Annotated in this window: 12 protein-coding genes; 8 read left to right on the forward strand and 4 right to left on the reverse strand. The window is 65.0% G+C overall.

What is annotated here, in order from left to right:
• Window positions 1–55 precede the first annotated feature (55 nt).
• Entirely contained in the window at window positions 56–514 is a 459-nt protein-coding gene (locus QWL29_RS22440) for a rhodanese-like domain-containing protein (protein WP_305825077.1), read from the reverse strand.
• A gap of 344 nt (window positions 515–858) precedes the next feature.
• On the opposite strand from QWL29_RS22440, the gene glnA reads away from it, so the two are divergent.
• From glnA to corA, 5 genes are all read left to right on the forward strand, one after another.
• Entirely contained in the window at window positions 859–2,274 is a 1,416-nt protein-coding gene (gene glnA, locus QWL29_RS22445) for a type I glutamate--ammonia ligase (protein WP_305825078.1), read from the forward strand.
• Window positions 2,275–2,435: 161 nt separating this feature from the next.
• A complete protein-coding gene (locus QWL29_RS22450; RefSeq protein WP_305825079.1) occupies window positions 2,436–2,972 on the forward strand; it encodes a DUF4124 domain-containing protein in 537 nt (178 codons plus the stop codon).
• On the forward strand, window positions 2,969–4,075 hold the full coding sequence (glnL, locus tag QWL29_RS22455) for a nitrogen regulation protein NR(II) (protein ID WP_305825080.1): 1,107 nt from the start codon (window positions 2,969–2,971) through the stop codon (window positions 4,073–4,075). Before QWL29_RS22450 ends, glnL begins: the two co-directional genes overlap by 4 nt.
• A gap of 61 nt (window positions 4,076–4,136) precedes the next feature.
• Complete coding sequence (gene ntrC, locus QWL29_RS22460) at window positions 4,137–5,603, forward strand: nitrogen regulation protein NR(I) (RefSeq protein ID WP_305825081.1); 1,467 nt, start codon at window positions 4,137–4,139, stop codon at window positions 5,601–5,603.
• A gap of 314 nt (window positions 5,604–5,917) precedes the next feature.
• Window positions 5,918–6,886: a magnesium/cobalt transporter CorA gene (gene corA, locus QWL29_RS22465; RefSeq protein WP_305825082.1), complete on the forward strand. Its 969-nt coding sequence runs from the start codon at window positions 5,918–5,920 to the stop codon at window positions 6,884–6,886.
• A gap of 4 nt (window positions 6,887–6,890) precedes the next feature.
• Here the strand turns inward: corA and QWL29_RS22470 are convergent, their stop codons facing one another.
• Both QWL29_RS22470 and QWL29_RS22475 read right to left on the reverse strand, forming a co-directional pair.
• Entirely contained in the window at window positions 6,891–7,760 is an 870-nt protein-coding gene (locus QWL29_RS22470) for an EamA family transporter (RefSeq protein WP_305825083.1), read from the reverse strand.
• 5 nt (window positions 7,761–7,765) lie between these two features.
• On the reverse strand, window positions 7,766–9,403 hold the full coding sequence (locus tag QWL29_RS22475) for an NAD(P)/FAD-dependent oxidoreductase (protein WP_305825084.1): 1,638 nt from the start codon (window positions 9,401–9,403) through the stop codon (window positions 7,766–7,768).
• Between the two features lie 570 nt (window positions 9,404–9,973).
• Here QWL29_RS22475 and QWL29_RS22480 point away from each other — a divergent pair.
• Window positions 9,974–12,853, forward strand: coding sequence for a TonB-dependent receptor (locus QWL29_RS22480; RefSeq protein ID WP_305825085.1), 2,880 nt, complete (start codon window positions 9,974–9,976; stop codon window positions 12,851–12,853).
• 96 nt (window positions 12,854–12,949) lie between these two features.
• On the opposite strand, the gene QWL29_RS22485 is transcribed toward QWL29_RS22480, so the two are convergent.
• Window positions 12,950–13,681: a 16S rRNA (uracil(1498)-N(3))-methyltransferase gene (locus tag QWL29_RS22485; RefSeq protein WP_305825086.1), complete on the reverse strand. Its 732-nt coding sequence runs from the start codon at window positions 13,679–13,681 to the stop codon at window positions 12,950–12,952.
• Window positions 13,682–13,809: 128 nt separating this feature from the next.
• Between QWL29_RS22485 and tkt the strand changes: the two genes are divergently transcribed.
• Window positions 13,810–15,807, forward strand: coding sequence for a transketolase (tkt, locus tag QWL29_RS22490; protein ID WP_305825087.1), 1,998 nt, complete (start codon window positions 13,810–13,812; stop codon window positions 15,805–15,807).
• A 94-nt stretch (window positions 15,808–15,901) separates the two neighbouring features.
• The gene (gene gap / locus QWL29_RS22495; RefSeq protein ID WP_305825088.1) at window positions 15,902–16,912 is read left to right on the forward strand and encodes a type I glyceraldehyde-3-phosphate dehydrogenase; all 1,011 of its coding nucleotides are present in this window, start codon (window positions 15,902–15,904) and stop codon (window positions 16,910–16,912) included.
• The last annotated feature ends 79 nt before the right edge of the window (window positions 16,913–16,991 follow it).

Genomic DNA, 16,991 nt, shown 5'->3' on the forward strand with positions numbered 1-16,991 from the left:
CGACACTCTACGGTGCGACCGCGTGGGCTCAAGAGCCCACCCTACCTGGCATCGTTCACGCGCCTGCCCAGGGCAGCCCGGCCTTGCACCAGCCACCCACCGTCTTGCGGTGGCCGTCGGCGTCGCGGTCACCCTCGAAGCCCTCCAGGATATCGAAGGAATTGGCGAAACCCAGCTCGGTCGCCACGCGCGCGCTGTGGCGCGAGCGCACGCCCGAGCGGCACAGGAACAGCAATACCTCGTCCTTGCCGGCCACGCTTTCCAGCTGCGGCCCAAAAGCGGGATTCGGCTGGCCGCCCGGATAGGTCGCCCACTGGACCGCCACGTGCTGGGGTTCCGGCACGGCCACGCGTCCTACCCAGTCGCGCTCGGCATTGGTGCGCACGTCGACGATCTTGACCTGCGGATCATTCTGCAGCAGCTCAAAGGCTTCCTGCGGGGTCACGGCGCCGGCATACGGCTGGCCGTTGGCGCGCTGGCGGGCAGCGGCGAGAATCGATTCGGTCTTGCTCATCGTGTTTCCTCAATTAAAGTGGTGCGCACCATCGCAGCGCGATCTTGCCGTGCAAAGACCAAAAGAGTGCAGCGTGCATCAAAACGGTGCGATCGAATAGCTATGCACTATTATGGTGCAATCGCTGGAATTGGCTGCACCACGGTGTTGTACGCTAACGCCGAAGATTTTATGGTTAAACTCACGGGTTTCCAAAGAACGATTGCGCATTTGTTCATGGCGGAGTGCTGGCATGGTTCCTGCATATGTTTCGCATGAGTATGTCGCACGTTGGCTGGACCGGTCGCACAGGATCACGACCCCGCCGCTTGACGGCACCACCCCTTTTCATTCAGGAGAAACGCATGGCAAAGACCGCCGCAGATGTGATGCAGATGGTGAAGGACAACGAAGTCAAGTTCGTGGATTTCCGCTTTGCGGATACCCGCGGCAAGGAGCAGCACGTCACCGTCCCCGTGTCGCACTTCGACCTGGATAAATTCGAGTCGGGCCACGCCTTCGACGGTTCGTCGATCGCCGGCTGGAAGGGCATCGAAGCGTCGGACATGCTGCTGATGCCGGACCCGAACACCGCGAACCTCGACCCGTTCATGGAAGAGACCACCCTGTTCATGCAGTGCGACGTGATCGAACCGTCGGACGGCAAGGGCTACGACCGCGACCCGCGCTCGATCGCCAAGCGCGCCGAAGCCTACCTGAAGTCGTCGGGCGTGGGCGACACCGCCTTCTTCGGCCCGGAACCGGAATTCTTCATCTTCGACTCGGTCCGCTGGAAGAGCGACATGTCGGGCAGCTCGGTGCAGATCGCATCCGAAGAAGCCTCGTGGTCGACCGACAAGGACTTCGAAGGCGGCAACAGCGGCCACCGTCCGACCGTCAAGGGCGGCTATTTCCCGGTCCCGCCGGTCGACAGCTTCCAGGACATGCGCTCGGAAATGTGCCTGATCCTCGAATCGCTCGGCATCCCGGTCGAAGTGCACCACCACGAAGTGGCCGGCGCCGGCCAGAACGAAATCGGCACCCGCTTCTCGACCCTGGTCGAGCGCGCCGACTGGACCCAGAACCTGAAGTACGTGGTCTGGAACGTGGCCCACAGCTACGGCAAGACCGCCACCTTCATGCCGAAGCCGATGAACGGCGATAACGGCTCGGGCATGCACGTGCACCAGTCGATCTGGAAAGACGGCAAGAACCTGTTCGCCGGCGACGGCTATGCCGGCCTGTCGGAAACGGCCCTGTACTACATCGGCGGCATCATCAAGCACGCCAAGGCCCTGAACGCGATCACCAACCCGGGCACCAACTCGTACAAGCGCCTGGTGCCTGGCTACGAAGCGCCGGTCAAGCTGGCCTACTCGGCCCGCAACCGCTCGGCCTCGATCCGCATCCCGCACGTGGCGAACCCGAAAGGCCGCCGCATCGAGGTGCGCTTCCCGGACCCGCTGGCCAACGTCTACCTGTGCTTCGCCGCGCTGCTGATGGCGGGCCTGGACGGCATCCAGAACAAGATCCACCCGGGCGAAGCGGCAACGAAAGACCTGTACCACCTGCCGCCGGAAGAAGACAAGCTGATCCCGACCGTCTGCGCTTCGCTGGAAGAAGCCCTGGAAGCCCTGGACAAGGACCGCGAGTTCCTGACCCGCGGCGGCGTGTTCAGCGACGGCATGATCGACGCCTACCTGGAACTGAAGATGGCCGAAGTGCAGCGCATGCGCATGACGCCGCACCCGATCGAATTCGACATGTACTACTCGTCGTAATTCGTCTACAAGCTAGCTGTTGCGCTACGGCATCAAAACCGTAAGCGAATGTAAAGGACGCGGGGCGAGCCGATGGCTTTCCCCGCGTTTTTCATTCTGATGCGGTATATTCGGCTGGACTTCCACCTTGCGCGCCCGGCGTGCTTTCTCTACCGATGCGAATGACAACCAGTGTGACCTGCCGCGGCCTGAAACTGGCGCTGGCAGCCGGATTGACGATGACTGGCGCGGCCCAGGCCCAGACCCCCGTCTACAAGTGCACCGATGCGCAGGGGCGGGTCGAATTCACCGACACGAACAAGAAGGGCTGCAAGATGCTCGACTTGCCGGGCTATATTCCAGCGCCGGTGGCGCGTACCGTCACGCCGGCCGTGCCGACCGCCGCGCGCCCCCTCAACCCGGCAGGCAATGCGAATGCGGCCGCGGCTCCTAGCCCGTCCGACTTCCCGCGCGTCGACACGGGCCAGCAGCGCGCGCGCGACAACGACCGCCGCGAGATCCTGAACGAGGAACTGCGCGCCGAAGAGCAGAAGCTGGCCGAGCAGCGCCGCGAATTCAACAACGGCGAACCGCCGCGCAATGGCAACGAGCGCAACTACGCCAAGTACCAGGAGCGCGTCGGCCAGATGCGCGAAGACATCGGCCGCACCGAGCGCAACATCGAAGCGCTGCGCCGGGAAATCGGCAACATCCGATGAACGAGCACGACGCATCGGCGCAATCCTCGCCGCCGTCGGCCCCGCAGTTGGCACGATTCTCCGGCCTGGAACTGCTGGCATCGAGCGTGCTGCTGGTCGACCCCGATGACCACGTCCGCTATGCCAATCCGGCGGCCGAGAACATGCTCGACGCTTCGCTGAAGTGGCTGTCGCGCCAGTCGATTGCCAGCTTGTTCACCAATGGCGACGAGCTGGCCGCCCTGTGCGACCAGACCCGCGCCCACCAGTATGCCGACCTGCGCCAGGACCTGGCGCTGGAACGCCCAGGCCGCGAAACCCTGCACGTGCACAGCATCGCCAGTGCGCTCGACAACGGCGAGGTGCTGATCGAGCTGCGCGAGAACGTGCAGCAGCTGAAACTCGACCGCGAGGAACGCTTCCTCGACCAGAGCCAGGCCAACAAGGAACTCATTCGCAACCTGGCCCACGAGATCAAGAACCCGCTGGGCGGCATCCGCGGCGCGGCCCAGCTGCTGGAGCTGGAGCTGCCGCCGCTGCACCTGGGTGAACTCAAGGAATACACCCAGGTCATCATCAAGGAAGCCGACCGCCTGCAAACCCTGGTCGACCGCCTGCTGGCGCCGCATCGCAAACCCCATATCGTCGGCGACGTCAACATTCACGAAGTCTGCGAGCGCGTGCGCTCGCTGGTGCTGGCCGAATTCCCGAATGGCTTGAGCATCCGGCGCGACTACGACGCCTCGATTCCCGAGTTCAGGGGCGACAAGGAGCAGCTGATCCAGGCGGTGCTGAACATCGTCCACAACGCCGCGCAGGCGCTCGCGCAACGCATCGCAGCGGGCGACGCCGAGATCGTTTTGCGCACCCGCGTGGCGCGCCAGGTGACCCTGGCCAAGGTCCGCTACGGCCTGGCATTAGACTTGCATATCATCGACAATGGACCGGGCATCGCACCCGAGATCCGCGACCGTATCTTCTACCCGCTGGTGTCGGGACGGGAGGGCGGCAGCGGCCTCGGGCTGACGCTGGCTCAGACCTTCGTGCAACAGCACCAGGGGATGATCGAGTGCGAAAGCCGGCCAGGACTGACGGATTTCAGGATCCTGCTGCCGCTGCCATAAGCCGCTGCGGCAGGACGCCGCGGTCGCTTATGAATCCACATTGCGGAAAGCCACGAACTACATGAAACCAATCTGGATTGTCGACGACGACGCATCGATCCGCTGGGTGCTGGAAAAAGCCCTGGCGCGCGAGAATCTCGAGACACGCAGCTTCGCCAATGCCCGCGACGCCCTGAACGCCTTCGAGCACGATACCCCGCAGGTGCTGGTGTCGGACATCCGCATGCCCGGCGAAACCGGCATCGAGCTGCTGCAGGAAGTCAAGGCGCGCCACCCGGGCCTGCCGGTGATCATCATCACCGCTTTTTCCGACCTCGATTCGGCCGTCGCTTCCTTCCAGGGCGGCGCCTTCGACTACCTGGCAAAACCCTTCGACATCGACAAGGCCGTCAGCCTGATCCGGCGCGCGCTCGAAGAAAGCCTGCGCGAAGCCAGCGTCGAGGCGCCGCCCGCCGAAACGCCCGAGATCCTGGGCCTGGCGCCGGCCATGCAGGAAGTGTTCCGCGCCATCGGCCGCCTGTCGCAGTCGAACGTCACCGTCTTGATTACCGGCGAATCCGGCACCGGCAAGGAGCTCGTCGCCAGCGCCCTGCACAAGCACAGCCCGCGCGCCCAGCAGCCCTTCATTGCCCTGAACACGGCGGCAATCCCGAAGGACCTGCTGGAGTCGGAACTCTTCGGTCACGAGCGCGGCGCGTTTACCGGGGCCCAGGCCATGCGGCGCGGCCGCTTCGAACAGGCCGAGAACGGCACCCTGTTCCTCGACGAGATCGGCGACATGCCATTCGATTTGCAGACGCGCCTGCTGCGCGTGCTGTCGGACGGCCACTTCTACCGCGTCGGCGGGCACCAGCCGGTGAAAGCCAATGTGCGCGTGATCGCGGCCACCCACCAGAACCTGGAACAGCGCGTGCGCGACGGCCTGTTCCGCGAAGACTTGTTCCACCGCCTGAACGTGATCCGCCTGCGCCTGCCGAGTTTGCGCGAGCGGCGCGAGGACATCCCGCTGCTGGCGCGCCACTTTTTGGTGCAGAGCGCACACCAGTTGGGCGTCGAACCGAAGCGCATGAGCGACAGCGCGATGCGTTTCCTCAGCGGCCTGGAACTGCCGGGCAACGTGCGCCAGCTGGAAAACCTGTGCAACTGGATCACGGTGATGGCGCCGGGGCAGACGGTCGAGATCAAGGATTTGCCGCGCGACTTGACCCAGGGCGGGCAGGGCGCCGCTGCGCCGCTGCAGCCAGCCTATGCCGACGGCGGCATGCCGGTTCCGGCCGCGCTGGCGACGCCACCCTCGCCGGACGGCTGGATCGGGCTGCTGGAACTGCAGGCCGCGAGCATGCTCAGCGCCGGCCAGTTCGAGGTGATGGACACGCTCGGCAAGCAGTTCGAATCGGCGCTGATCAAGACGGCGCTGAAGCACACGCACGGGCGCAAGAACGATGCGGCGATGCGGCTGGGGATAGGGCGGAACACGATCACGCGCAAGATCGTCGAGCTGGGAATCGACGGCGCGCGCGAGGAGTAGGGTGGTCGGCGCCAGGCCTGCGGCTGTGGGGTTGGGTTGATGGCCCGCGGCCTGTGATATGCGGCCTGCGGCCGTGACCGTACGGTGGGCACCCCGTGCCCACGCGAAAAGCGATACATTGTTGGCCAGGTTTGAATGTTGTGGCATGCCCTGGCACGCCGCGTCTTAATGCATGTTCCGCGGCTTCAAACCTGCCAACATGATGCGACGTTCCGCGTGGGCACGGAGTGCCCACCGTACGGGATACGCCGCCGTCCGCCATCGCGCTCATCGGCGGTGTAAGCTACGGCATTCCGCTTCACCGTCCATACTTCATGCTGATCAACTGCGTCGCCTACCAGGAAGGCAAGAAACTATCCGATATCCCGGTCGAGGATATCAGCGAATACCTGAAACAACCCGAATGCTTCGTCTGGGTCGCCCTGCGCGATCCCGACCCCGCCGAGCTGCTCACGATGCAGGAGGAGTTCGGCCTGCACGAGCTGGCCGTGGAAGACGCTTCGCGCGGCCACCAGCGCCCCAAGCTCGAGGAATACGGCGACTCGCTGTTCGTTGTCGTGCGCACCGTCTACCTCGACCACGAGGAGCTGTGCTCGGGCGAGGTGGCGATCTTCGTCGGCCCCAACTACGTGCTGTCGGTGCGGCGCGATTCGGCCCAGGGCTTCCTCGGCGTGCGCGCCCGCGCCGAGCGCGAACCGCACCTGCTGAAAAAGGGTTCCGGCTTCGTGCTGTACGCGCTGATGGACGCCGTGGTCGACCGCTACTTCCCGATCATCGACAAACTCGAATCCGACCTCGAATCGATCGAGGACCGCATCTTTGGCGGCAAGGGCGCCCAGCGCGACAACATCGAGCGCCTGTACGACCTGAAGCGCAACACCCTGGTGCTGCGCCACGCCGTGATGCCGCTGATGGACGCTGTCGGGCGCCTGCACGGCGGCCGCGTGCCGCAGGTGGCCTTCGAGGCCCAGGATTATTTCCGCGACATCCACGATCACTTGCTGCGCATCGCCGGACGCCTGGACACCATCCGCGACACCATCGCCACTGCGATCCAGGTGACCTTATCGATGGTCGCCATCGACGAGAACGAGATCAACAAGCAGCTGGCCGCCTACGCCGCCATCTTCGCCGTGTTCACGGCCTTTGCCGGTATCTGGGGCATGAACTTCGAATTCATGCCCGAGCTGAAATGGAAGTATGGGTATCCGGTCGCCATCGCGGTGATGGTGGCGGTAAGCTATTACATGTATCGTCGCTTCAAGAAAGCGGGATGGTTGTAACGCGCTAGCTGCGGCCCGCGGTCGCCGCGCTGCCGCCGGTCGCCACGACGATCAGCCCGATCGCCGCCCACTGCACCGCGGTCAGCACCTCGCCCAGCACGAAGAAGCCGGCCAGCGCACCCACCGCCGGCCCGGCGCTCACCAGGATGCCGAACACCCGGCGCGGCAGGCGCGACAGGGCCAGCATCTCGAGCGAGTAGGGCAGGATGCTCGACAGCACCGCCACCACCAGGCCGCCCAGCAAAATCTGCGGCGCGAACAGGGCAGGGCCGGCCTGGGCCAGCCCCACCGGCACCGTGCAGATCGCCGCCACCAGCATGCCCCAGGATACGACGTGGCCGCCTTTCAAAGTGGAGACGCGCTTGCCGAACACGATGTACATCGCCCAGCAGAAGGCGGCGCCGAGCGCGGCGGCCACGCCGAGCGGATCGAGCGCGGTTGAATGGGCCGTGGTAGGCGCCAGCAGGTACAGCCCGCCGGCCGCGCAGGCCACCCAGGCAAAGTCGCGCAGGTGGCGCGAGGACAGCACCACCACCGCCAGCGGCCCGATCACCTCGATGGCGATCGCAATCCCGATCGGGATGCGTGCAAACGCCGCGTAGATCAGCAAATTCATGAAGCCCAGCATCAGGCCGTAGATGGCGACGTTCGCCATGTCGGCCCGCGCCAGCGGCGCGCGCCAGGGCCGCCAGAAGGCCAGCAGCAGGATCGCCGCCAGGCCGACCCGCACGGCGGTGACGCCGGCGCTGCCGACCAGTGGGAACAGGCCCTTGGCATAGGCCGCGCCGAAGTTCACGGAAATGATGGAGCCGGCCACGGCCAGCAGCGGCGCCAGCGCGCCGCTGCTGGCCGTGGCCGGCGTGGCTTGGGTCACCTCGCTCAGTCCTGCAGGGCAGGAACCGGCACGCCCATGGCCAGGGCCACGGCTTCGGCCACGCGGATGCCGTCCACCGCCGCCGACATGATGCCGCCGGCGTAGCCCGCGCCTTCGCCGGCCGGGAACAGGCCGCGCGTGTTCAGGCTCTGCAGGTCGTCGTCGCGGCGCTTGATGCGGATCGGCGACGAGGTGCGGGTCTCGACGCCGGTCAGCACCGCGTCGTGCTTGTAGTAGCCCTTGATCTGCTTATCGAAGGCGACAAACGCTTCGCGCAGCGCCGTGATCGCATACTCCGGCAGCGACGGCGCCAGGTCGGTCAGGTGCACGGCCGGGCGGAACGACGGGATCACCGAACCGAATTCGGTGGACGGGATACCTTTCACGAAGTCGCCCATCAGCTGGCCCGGCGCGTCGTAGGTGCCGCCGCCCAGCACAAAGGCGCGCGACTCCAGTTCGCGCTGGAAGGCGATGCCCGCCAGCGGGTGTCCCGGATAGTCTTCCGGCGTGATGCCGACCACGATGGCGCTGTTGGCGTTGCGTTCGTTACGCGAATACTGGCTCATGCCGTTGGTGACCACGCGGCCTTCTTCCGACGAGGCGGCCACCACGGTGCCGCCCGGGCACATGCAGAAGCTGTACACCGAGCGCCCGTTCGAGGCGTGGTGCACGATCTTGTAGTCGGCGGCGCCGAGAATCTTGTTGCCGGCGTTCGGGCCGAAGCGGCAGACGTCGATCAGCGATTGCGGGTGCTCGACGCGGAAGCCGATCGAGAACGGTTTCGCTTCCACATACACGCCGCGCTTGTACAGCATCTCGAAGGTGTCGCGCGCACTGTGGCCGACCGCCATCACCAGGTGGTTGGTGGCGATGTGCTCGCCCGAGGCCAGCACCACGCCGCGCACCTGGCGCACGCCGTTGTCTTCGCTGACGATCACGTCGTCGACGCGGGTCTGGAAGCGGATCTCGCCGCCGAGCGACAAGATTTCGGCGCGCATCTGCTCGACCATCTTCACCAGGCGGAAGGTGCCGATGTGCGGCTTACTCACGTACATGATCTCTTCCGGTGCACCGGACTTCACGAATTCGGTGAGCACCTTGCGGCCGTAATGCTTGGGGTCCTTGATCTGGCTGTACAGCTTGCCGTCCGAGAAGGTGCCGGCGCCGCCTTCGCCGAACTGCACGTTCGACTCGGTATTCAGCTTGCGCTTGCGCCAGAAGCCGAAGGTGTCGACGGTGCGTTCGCGCACGATCTTGCCGCGTTCCAGCACCAGGGGATTGAATCCCATCTGGGCCAGGATCAGCGCCACGAACAGGCCGCAGGGGCCGGTGCCGACCACCACCGGGCGCGGGGTGCCGGCCGGCGGGCGCGCGGCGTCGACGAACTTGTAGCCGGTGTCCGGCGACGGCACGATGTACTGGTCTTTCTGCAGGCGCTGCAGCACCGCCGCTTCGTCCTTCACCTCGACGTCGATGGCGTAGATCAGCACGATGGCGGCCTTCTTGCGCGCGTCGTAGCTGCGTTTGAAGACGGTGAAGTCGACCAGGTCAAGCGTCTCGATGCCGAGGCGTGTGAGGATGGCGTCGCGCAGGGCGTGGTCGGGATGGTCGAGAGGAAGCTTGAGTTCGTTAATTCGCAGCATAGGTTTCGCGTAGGGCGCCAGCGGGGGCGGTCAAATCAATCCGCTATTTTACTTCAGCCGCGCCGGCCGATCAGCTGCCCGGGCCTTTCCGGCCCGGATAAGGCTTGCCGGTTTTGTGTCCGCGCCACACGCTTTAACTGGCGGTAGAAAAGCGGCGTGCACCTTTCTGGCATCGGGAATGCACTTTTCTGGTGCAACGCATTAATTCATTCTTTTTGCATAAGTGTTGTTTTTACACATTTCCCGTGGCGCGTTCCGTTGACACCCGGACTTTCCACATGGTTTTATGTGTGCACTGAGATAACGTTTCACTACGCATAACGCGGTTGATGAGGGTATCCATTCTCATTCGTTTTGCATATAGAAATAGTTACACCAAAGCGGTCGGTTCCAGTCGCAATGATTTTCAAACGTAGTACCGAAGCATCCTGAAGAAAAGTTGGTCACGCGTTTGCGTGAAGGCAGAGCGCGCGCCCAGGCGCGCAGGTTCGAAAGAGACATGCATTCCGTACACCTGTACGGGTGCCAATAAGAAATCAACCTTGAGAAAAGCCCGAAGGAGAAGCATTCATGACGTTTAAGTTGAAGTCGATGCCGTACGCAATCTCGGTCCTGGCCGCTACCGGCGCCCTGGCCAGCATGAGCCCCGCCATGGCCCAGGAAGCCCCGGCGCAAGCACAGCCCATCCAGCGCGTAGTGGTCACCGGCTCGCTGATCAGCCGCGCCGACACCGAAACCCCGACCCCGGTGCAGGTGCTGACCGCGGCCGACATCCAGAAGAGCGGCAAGACCTCGGTCGCCGAACTGCTGGTCGACCTCGCCGCCAACGGCGCAGGCACCCTCGGCACCGGCTTCTCCGGCGCCTTTGCCAACGGCGCCTCCGGCATCTCGCTGCGCGGCCTGACCGTCGGCGCGACCCTGGTGCTGATCGACGGCCACCGCATGGCCCCGTATCCGCTGTCGGACGACTCGCAGCGCTCCTTCGTCGACGTGTCCTCGATCCCATTCGACGCCATCGACAGCATCGAAGTCCTGAAGAGCGGCGCTTCCTCGCTGTACGGCTCCGACGCCATCGCCGGCGTCATCAACATCAAGCTGAAGAAGAACCTCACCGGCACCCGCCTCAGCGCCGAATACGGCGACACCGAGCACGGCGGCGGCAAGACCCGGCGCGGCTCCTTCAGCACCGGTATCGGCGACCTCGACGCCGACGGCTACAATGCCTTCATCACCACCGAATGGCGCATGCAGGACCCGATCATGGTGGCCGACCGCGACTCCTACGGCTGGGCCAACCGCGACTGGACCGGGCGCGGCGGCAACAACCTGACCCTGGGCCTGCCTACCAGCCTGAACAACTTCCTGACGGCAGCCAGCACCCCCTACCTGTTCAACACCGCCGGCGCCGGCGGCGCCAGCAATGCGGCGAACTTCCAGTTCCTGGACCCGAGCTGCAATTACACGCTGTACCGCGCCGGCGGCTGTACCGTGCGCGATACCGTCACCTACATCCAGCCGCCGACCCGCAACGTCAACGTCATGATCGGCATGACGAAGAAGCTGACCGAAGACTGGGAAATCGCCTTCAAGGGTTCGATGTTCAAGCGCGACAGCAAGAACAACCGCGGCGTGCCTTACACCTACTCGCCGGAATCGTTCGCCGGTAACACCACCCTGGTCAACGGCGTGCTGACCGGCGGCGTGAACGCCATCCCGAGCACCCTGTTCGCACCAGGCGCCACGGTCGGCCGCGGCGTCACCAACAACCTGGGCGGCGCGGCTTCGCTGTACGGCTACATCCCTGGCGCAGCGCCCGAGCGCACCACCGACAACAGCAGTACGTCCACCCGCTTCTCGGTCGACCTGACCGGCAGCGCCTACGGCTGGGACGTAAACGCCTCCGCCGGCGCCACCCGCGTCAAGACCAAGGCCGAATACAGCGGCTACATCAACCGCGTGGCCCTGTACAACGCCATCAATGCCGGCGTCTGGGACGTTCGCGGCGGCAACGCACAGGAGCTGGTGGACCAGGTGGCGCCGTACTTCCGCAATACGCTGGAATCGACGCTGAACTACGCCGACCTGGTCGGCTCGCGCGAACTGATGCAGCTGGGCGCCGGCCCGCTGGCCGTCGCGGCCGGCGTGCACTGGCACGAGCGCAAGCAGAATGCGCCGCCGTCGAGCCTGACCGCGAACGGCCTGGTGGCCAGCACCTCGGCCTTCACCATCGGCGACGAAACCAATACCGCCGCCTTCGCCGAACTGCGCGCCACCCCGATCAAGGATCTCGAGGTCACCCTGGCCGGCCGTTACGACCACTACGACACCTACGGCAACTCGTTCACGCCCTCGGCCGGCTTCATCTGGCGTCCGACGCAGCAGATCGGCGTGCGCGGCAACTTCGCGCGCGGCTTCCGTGCGCCGAACCCGGCCGAAGTGGGCAATGCCGGTTCCTTCTTTACCTTCAACGCGATCGACGACCCGATCCGTTGCGCGCAGGGCGGCGGCACCGAGACCACGATCCCGGCCGGCACCGTGCCGACCTCGTGCGGCATCAACCCGCCGTACGTGCAGACCACCAGCTCCGATTTGTCGCCGGAAAAATCGAAGTCCTACACCTTCGGCGTGATCATCGAGCCGGTACGCGGGCTGAACATGTCGCTGGACTACTACAACATCAAGATCAACAACCTGATCGTCACGCGCGCCGGCAACGATCCGAGCTTCGTGCCTGACTGGGTGCGCGGTGCCCCGGTGCCGGTCCAGATCGCCACCGGCAACGGCGACGAGACGGTACTCGGCACCCCGGCCGTCGGTCCTATCCTGTACGCGGCCTCGCCCTACATCAACGCGGGCAGCACCAAGACCCACGGCATCGAGGCGGACGTGCGTTACCGCTGGCGCCTGCCTAACGAGCTGGGGGCCATCACGGCCAACCTGAGCGCGGCCCACACCTTCGGCTATGAAACCGAAGTGGCAGGGGTGTCCTACCAGCTGGCCGGCACCCAGGGGCCATCCTCGGTCGGCGGCGCCACCGGCAATCCGAAGAACCGCGCCCAGTTCACCATCGGCTACAACCGCGGTCCGTTCGACGCCACCGCCACCGTGAACTACACCAGCGGCTTCTCGACCATCGACCCGGCCCTGGGCGCGACCGACTGCGCCTCGACCGCGCTCGACGTCGGCGGCCGTACCTACTTCCGCCGCCTGGTGCAGCCTGACTACTACTGCAACGTCTCCTCGTTCACCACCACGAACCTGAACCTGCAGTACAAGCTGAGCGACAACCTGACCCTGCGCGCGGCCATCCTGAACCTGTTCGACAAGGAACCGCCGTATGACGTCGCCACCTACGGCAACGCCAACGCCCAGACCTCGTACAACGCGTCGCTGCACCAGGCTGGTGCCATCGGCCGCTTCTACAGCCTGGGCCTGAACTACACCTTCTGATAAGGAAGGGCGGCGGCAGCGATGCCGCCGCAAACAACAAAGCCCCGGAGCAGATGCCTGCTCCGGGGCTTTTTACTATCTATATAGAGGGATGCCTTACATGCCGCCCCAGATCCCCGCCAGCATCGCCAGCGCCGCCAGCGCCGCCGTCTCGGTACGCAGCACGCGCGGGCCCATGCTCAGGGGCAGGGCGCCGGCCGCGATGGCCGCATCTTCTTCCTCAGGCGAAAAGCCGCCTTCCGGGCCGACCAGCAGGGTCAAGGGCTGCGGCCCCTGCGCGTGCGCCCAGCCAGCCAGCGACTGGGTGCCGCGCGGGCTGAGCAAAATACGCGGTTGCGGTGTCTGCGGCGCGGTGTCGATCCAGCGCCGGAACTCCGCCAGCGGCAGCAACTGCGCCAGTCGGTTGCGTCCGCTCTGTTCGGAAGCCGACTCGATCACGCCCTGCCAGTGGGCCTGGCGCTTTTCGAGCCGGTCGCCCGACAGGCGCACCACGCTGCGCTGGGCCGCCAGCGGCTGCACGGCGGCCACGCCCAGCTCGACCGCCTTTTCGACGATCCAGTCCATCTTGGCGCCCTCGGGCAAACCCTGGGCCAGGGTCACGGCGTAGGGCAGTTCGACATCGATGGCGTCAAAGGCGTCCACGGCCGCGCTCGCCCGCTTCTTGCCGGTTTCCAGCAGGGTGGCCCGGTACTGGCCGCCGCGGCCGTCGAACAGGGTCAGCGCCGCGCCCGGCTGCAGGCGCACCACGTGCAGGTGGTGGGCGACGGATTCGGGCAGGTCGACGGTGGCGCCGGCGGCGAGCGGCTGGGGGCAATAGAAGCGGGGCATGCGGTTCCTGTTAAAACTATATGAGCGGCAAAACCTGCATTTTAATTCGGCAGAGGTGGGCTCTGGTAAAATAACGGGCTACGGCCCGCCGCAGGCCCTCCGCTTCCCAATCCAGACTCACGCACTCCATGAAATCTACGCAAACCACCACCCTGATGGCCAACGCGATCCGCGCGCTGGCGATGGACGCTGTTCAAAAAGCGAATTCCGGCCACCCTGGCATGCCAATGGGCATGGCGGAAATCGGCGTCGCGCTGTGGGACAAGCACTACCGCCACAACCCGGCCAATCCGGGCTGGTTCAACCGCGACCGCTTCCTGCTGTCGAACGGCCACGGTTCGATGCTGCACTACGCGATGCTGCACCTGGCCGGCTACGACCTCTCCATGGACGACCTGCGCGACTTCCGCCAGCTGCACTCGAAGACCGCCGGCCACCCGGAAGTCGGCATCACGCCGGGCGTGGAAACCACCACCGGCCCGCTGGGCCAGGGCATCGCCAACTCGGTCGGCATGGCGCTGGCCGAATGGCTGCTGGGCTATGAATTCAACCGTCCAGGCTACGACGTGGTCGACCACTACACCTACGCCTTCCTGGGCGACGGCTGCCTGATGGAAGGCATCTCGCACGAGGTCGCGTCGCTGGCCGGCACCCTGCGCCTGAACAAGCTGATCTGGCTGTACGACGACAACGGCATCTCGATCGACGGCCGCGTCGAAGGCTGGTTCACCGACGACACCCGCAAGCGCTTCGAAGCCTACGGCTGGAACGTGATCGGCCAGATCGACGGCCACAGCGTCGCGGCCGTCTCGGAAGCGATCGCGCAGGCCAAGGAATCGGACCGTCCGACCCTGATCTGCTGCAAGACCATCATCGGCAAGGGCGCCCCGAACCTGGAAGGCGGCGATAAAGTCCACGGCGCCCCGCTGGGCGACAAGGAAATCGCGGCCGTGCGCCAGCACCTGCTGTGGGACCCGATCCCGTTCGACATTCCTGGCGAAATCTACGAAGCCTGGGACGCCAAGGAACGCGGCGCCGCCTTCGAAGCCGAATGGAACGCCAAGTTCGCCGAATACCGCGCCGCCCACCCGCAGCTGGCCGCCGAATTCGAGCGCCGCATGAAGGGTGAGCTGCCAGCCAACTTCAACGAGGTGCTGGACGCGGCGATCGCCGCCTGCATCGAGAAGAAGGAAACCATCGCCACCCGCAAGGCTTCGCAGAACGCGATCCAGGCCCTGGCCGCGACCCTGCCGGAATTCCTGGGCGGCTCGGCCGACCTGACCGGCTCGAACCTGACCAACTGGAAGGAATCGGTTGCCGTGCGCTCGGGCATCCCGGGCAACCACATCAACTACGGCGTGCGCGAGTTCGGCATGGCCGCGATCCAGAACGGCGTCGCCCTGCACGGCGGCTTCATCCCGTTCGGCGCGACCTTCCTGACCTTCTCGGACTACAGCCGCAATGCCCTGCGCATGGCCGCGCTGATGAAGATCCGCTCGCTGTTCGTGTTCACCCACGACTCGATCGGCCTGGGCGAAGACGGCCCGACCCACCAGTCGATCGAGCACGTCTCGTCGCTGCGCCTGATCCCGAACCTGGATAACTGGCGTCCTTGCGACACGACCGAATCGCAGGTCGCCTGGGGCGCAGCGGTCGCTCGCCGCGATGGCCCGTCGACCCTGATCTTCTCGCGCCAGAATCTGCCGTTCATGGAGCGCGACGCCGCCACCGTGGCAAACATCGCCAAGGGCGGCTACGTGCTGCGCGACGCCGCCGACGCCAAAGTGATCCTGATCGCCACCGGTTCCGAAGTCGAACTGGCGATGAAGGCCGCCGACGCGCTGGCAGGCGAGGGCGTTGCCGCTCGCGTGGTCTCGATGCCGTCGACCGACGTGTTCGAGCGCCAGGACGCCGCCTACAAGGCAAGCGTGCTGACCCGTGGCGTGCCGCGTGTCGCCATCGAAGCCGGCGTGACCGATTTCTGGTACAAGTATGTCGGCCTGGAAGGCGCGGTCGTCGGTATCGACACCTTCGGCGAATCGGCGCCGGCGCCGGTGCTGTTCAAGCACTTCGGCTTCACCGTCGAGAACGTTGTGGCGAAGGCCAAAGCGGTCATCGCAGGCTAATCAGTTTCAGCAGGGGCTGCCTTTTGGGGCAGCCCTTTTTCCATATTCAGCATGTGCGTTGTGAAAAAAGTTTTTTTCTAATCAGGAGCAAAGCATGACGATCAAAGTTGCAATCAATGGTTATGGCCGTATCGGCCGCAACATCCTGCGTGCCTTCTACGAAGGCGGCAAGAAACAAGACATCCAGATCGTGGCGATCAACGACCTCGGCAATGCCGAGTCGAACGCCCACCTGACCCGCTACGACACCGCCCACGGCAAGTTCCCGGGCACCGTGACGGTCGAAGGCGACAACATGATCGTGAATGGCGATCCGATCCGCGTGTTCGCACAGCGCAACCCTGCGGAAATCCCATGGGGCGAACTGGGCGTGGACGTGGTGCTCGAGTGCACCGGCTTCTTCACCACCAAGGAAAAGGCTTCGGCCCACCTGAAGGGCGGCGCCAAGAAAGTCATCATCTCGGCCCCGGGCGGCAAGGACGTCGACGCCACCATCGTCTATGGCGTGAACCAGGACGTGCTGAAAGCGTCGGACACCGTGATCTCGAACGCATCCTGCACCACCAACTGCCTGGCCCCGCTGGTCAAGCCGCTGAACGAAGCCATCGGCCTGGAAACCGGCCTGATGACCACCGTCCACGCCTACACCAATGACCAGGTGCTGACCGACGTGATGCACGAAGACCTGCGCCGCGCCCGTTCGGCCACCCAGTCGATGATCCCGACCAAGACCGGCGCCGCCGCCGCGGTCGGCCTGGTGCTGCCTGAGCTGAACGGCAAGCTGGACGGCTTCGCGATCCGCGTGCCGACCATCAACGTGTCGATCGTCGACCTGACCTTTATCGCCAAGCGCGACACCACGGTCGATGAAGTGAACCAGATCATGAAGGTGGCCTCGGAAGGCGCACTGAATGGCGTGCTGACCTACCAGACCGAACCGCTGGTCTCGGTCGACTTCAACCACAACCCGGCATCGTCGAACTTCGATTCGACCCTGACCAAGGTCTCGGGCCGCCTGGTGAAGGTGTCGTCGTGGTACGACAACGAGTGGGGCTTCTCGAACCGCATGATCGACACCACCGTCGCGCTGATGAACGCCAAGTAATATAGTGAACGCCCGGTCCGCGTGGCCTGGGCGTTCGGACAATAAAAAACCCGTGCGGCGCGAGCCGCACGGGTTTTTT

It is taken from the genome of Massilia brevitalea (assembly GCF_030711405.1).
Taxonomy (GTDB): Bacteria; Pseudomonadota; Gammaproteobacteria; order Burkholderiales; family Burkholderiaceae_D; genus Telluria; species Telluria brevitalea.